Origin of the sequence: Streptomyces echinoruber (genome assembly GCF_014651135.1) — a bacterium.
Taxonomy (GTDB): Bacteria; Actinomycetota; Actinomycetes; order Streptomycetales; family Streptomycetaceae; genus Streptomyces; species Streptomyces echinoruber.
The window spans coordinates 1-3,468 of the sequence record NZ_BMWH01000066.1 but is presented as its reverse complement, the minus strand read 5'-3'; the positions used below and the strand labels follow the sequence as shown (position 1 = coordinate 3,468).

The window sequence follows — 3,468 nt, the reverse complement described above, 5'->3', positions numbered from 1 at the left end:
CTTCGGGGCCTCCGAGGCGGTGAAGGTGTTCCGGGTGTACACGCCGAGGCAGTTGGTACGGATGGAGCCGGAACCGGACTTCACGTTGTGCTTCAACCGGTAGTTGCGGTGGTCGAAGAACCGGCCGCGCACGGGCTTGGTGATCTCGTGGTAGGTCCAGCCGTTCGCGGTGTTGGCCGTCCACTGCTCGATAACGCCGTCGCTGTCCTCAAACTGCACGTTCGCGATGACGCCCGACGGGGTGTACGTCTCGAACGCGGCCCACAGGACGGCATTCATCAGCCGTGACGCGCCGGTCCATGCGGTCGTCAACGTGGTGTTGCTGGTCTCCTGCCCGGCGGTGGACTGCATCGGAATCGGGATGGACGGGCGGCCGAGGAACTGGTCGGCAAACCCGTCGTCCATCACGATCACGTCGGAGTCGGCGCCTGTGGCGCGGTTCCACATGCGGATCATCTGGCCGGCGACACCGACCTCGTCGCCCACGGTCAGGGCCGCGGTGCCGCCCGTGGCGCGGGCCATGCCGACGGCCCAGTCGCCCTCTGGCGTCTGGCCGGTCATGAAGATCCGCGTTCCGTCGGGGGCCTCGCAGATCAGGCGCCCGCCCTCGCCGATCCGGACGTCACCTTGCAGGATCTGATTCAGGGCGGGGCGCATCTGCGCCCGGCCGCGCAGGATGCGCACTTCCCGTTCGAGGGCGGTGATGCGGTCGAGGACGTCTTGCGGGACGTACGCCATTACTCGGGTACCTCCAAGTAGAGCTTGGCCGTCTCCGGGCGGCCTCGCTCGGGCGGGCTGATGGACAGGCCGACGACCCGGTATCGGGCGTCGAGGACGTCGGGATGCCACAGGTCCCGGATGCGGAGTCGGACCGTGGCGCCAAGCAGGGCCGGGGACACGTTGTCGCCGAGCAGTACCTCGACCTCGGGGATCTGCACCGGGCGGCGGGCGGCGGTCCAGTCGGCGCGGGCGTGCGCGTCGAGGGTGTCGGCCTGCTCGACGGTGGTGTAGTCGGACGATCCGTCGAGGCGGGGCCATCCGGCGGCAATGTCGTCGTCGGCGACCAGGCGCTCGGACATGAGCGGCACGCTGTCGGTGGCCTGGTTGCTGTTGATGCTCGCGCCCCGGGACTGCCACGCGTTCGCCAGACCCGACGCGTCGTGCGGCCAGGTGTAGGTGAGCACGGGACCCGGGTGGTCGAGCACGATCTCGGCGGCCCCGGCGCGGATCACAGGGTGCCCAAGCTGGAGACGCTTCACCCGCCGGCCGTCGGCGTCGCGGTAGGACGCGATGCGCCACTCGAAACCGCGCTCGACGGCGGCGAGCTGGTCGACCAACTCGCCGATGGTCGGCAGGTCGTAGCGGGAGAACTCGCGGTCGCGGGTGACCCCGGACGGCTCGGTGTCGTAGGTGATGCCGATATCCCCGCCGGGGGTCGACTGCACGTAGTCGACCAGGTCGCGCACGATGTCGAACTGGTCGACTCCCTGCGCGACCTGCGAGTCGTACAGCAGGCGGCGGTACAGGTAGGACTCCCAGCCGCCGCACTGAATCTGCGCCGTGAGGAACCCGCGCGGGTCCGAGGCGAGTTGCAGCGTCCACAGGATGCCGCCCCACCAGATTTCGCGCCCCCGCTCGACCCATACCGCGGTACGGCCGGGCATCAGGGCGCGCCGGGCCCGGTCGGCAATCTGCCGGTTCGGGATCGGCACGTTGCCGGTGAGCCGGCCGGTCTTGCCTATGTAGTCGTCGAGGGCGACGCCCTGCACGGGCAGCGCGTCGAGCACCTGGTCGCTGCGCAGATCGCAGAACAGCAGCCGGTAAGGGGAGGCAGGGCGCACCGTCACCCCCCGGTCAGGTCATGGCAGGAAGAACGTCGCCGACGTGCGGATGTTGCGGTCAGGGGCGAGTGCGCCCTCGCCGGTCCACGTGCGAAGGGTCAACACGCCGTTGGTGCCGAGGCGTACGCTCCCCTCGCCGAACCCGTCCGAGGCGGACAGCTCGGCGTCGATCGCTGGACGCCACCCGCTCGGCAGGGTGCCGAACGTCTCGTCGGTGATGTTGCCGTTGGCGGGCACGTTCAACTGCGTGCCCTTGCGAGTCAGTTCGACCAGGAAGGAACACATGCCGGTGTAGACGTTGCGGCGCGCGGTGAAGCTGTTCAGCGTGTACCCGGACCCCACGGCGAACCCGGTGGTGGTGGTCTCCACCACGTTCGGGGGTCGGTAGGTCTGCCACGCGCCCGCGCTGGCACTCCAGCGCTCCAGCGTGCCGCCTGCGTCGCGGTACTGGCCGTCGTACGCGCCGTCGAAGTTGAGCCCCCACCCCTGGGGGATGATGCCGCCCACGCCGGCGGTGTAGCGGCGGCGGTCGCCGAGGGCGCGCGACCAGTCGATACCGCCCACGCCTGCGGAGGCGCCGGCCGGTACGCGCACGTCCCACAGGCGCAGGCAGGCCGGGGGCAGGGTCGGCGCCTGCGGGGTGGCGCTCGGGTCCCCCTTCTTGATCTCGATGGTGGCGAGGGCCTGCCCGCTGTCGTCGAACAGGCCGTCGTAGACGTGCAGGAGCACGCTGTCGATCCGATCGAACTGCGCGTCGCCGTCGGCGAACGTCAGCACCTCGGGGGCGTCGACGGCGACGGGGTAGGCGCCCTGCGCGGTGGTGCCCTGCACGACCGCGCGGCCGACGCCGATCTGTAGCGACATGGCGCCGGCACCGGTCGCGGCGAACGGGGTGCCGCCGGGGATCACGCCGTCTCGGGTGCTGATCTCCGTCGAGGGCGCCCACGTGCCGACCGGGGTCAGGCGGGTGTCTTCTCTCGTCTGCCCCTGGGGCAGCAGCCATGCGGAACGCACGGACACGGCTGGGGTCTCCTTACCAGTAGGCGGCGCGGTAGCGGACGGCGACGGATGCGGTCGGGTCCGTCGAGCCGGGCGCGGCGCGAAACAGGAAGCTGCTGGTGCCGGGCGGGATGGTGAACGTCTGCTCGGGCACGCTGCGCGAGGTGGCGGTGTGGATGCGGCTTGCGGTGCCGTTGAGGACGACCGTCCCGGCTCCGGTGTCGACGACCAGGACGTCGCTCGCGGCGAGCGGCAGGTCGTACTCGAGAACGTCGCCGGTCGTGATGTTCGTCAGGCTCGGCATGGTGAGCGGGCCCCGGAACTCGATCACCGGGTGCGCGTCGGCGTCGCCCGCGTTGACGACCGACAGCCTGCCGGTGCTGCCCGGGGTGCCGAAGTCCAGCGGCCACACAAGCGGCCACGACAGGCCCGGCTCGGGGGCGGGCAGCGTGGCAGCGACGGTCTGCTCGGTCAGGGCGTAGCGGCGCGGGTCGGTGGCGACCCACTCGATCGCCCCGCCGAGGATCGTGCCGAGGCGGTAGCCGGTCGTCGTCGGCACGGCGCGGCGGGTCACGCGCGCGTACGCGAGCAGGGGCCCGCGTTCGTCGAGCCATGCCACGAGCGGGAT

The 3,468-nt window shown here is 71.1% G+C and carries 3 protein-coding genes and 1 pseudogene; all 4 read right to left on the bottom strand.

Annotated features, from left to right (window positions below):
* Positions 1–684: pseudogene (locus IE225_RS32405) on the bottom strand (hypothetical protein); the annotation flags it as partial.
* 53 nt (positions 685–737) lie between these two features.
* A complete protein-coding gene (locus tag IE225_RS32400; protein WP_373303294.1) occupies positions 738–1,847 on the bottom strand; it encodes a hypothetical protein in 1,110 nt (369 codons plus the stop codon).
* A 12-nt stretch (positions 1,848–1,859) separates the two neighbouring features.
* Positions 1,860–2,861 (bottom strand): hypothetical protein, encoded by a 1,002-nt coding sequence (locus IE225_RS32395; protein WP_190061248.1) that lies wholly within the window; start codon positions 2,859–2,861, stop codon positions 1,860–1,862.
* A 13-nt stretch (positions 2,862–2,874) separates the two neighbouring features.
* The coding region (locus IE225_RS32390; RefSeq protein WP_190061247.1) for a phage distal tail protein at positions 2,875–3,468 on the bottom strand (594 nt) is incomplete at its 5' end.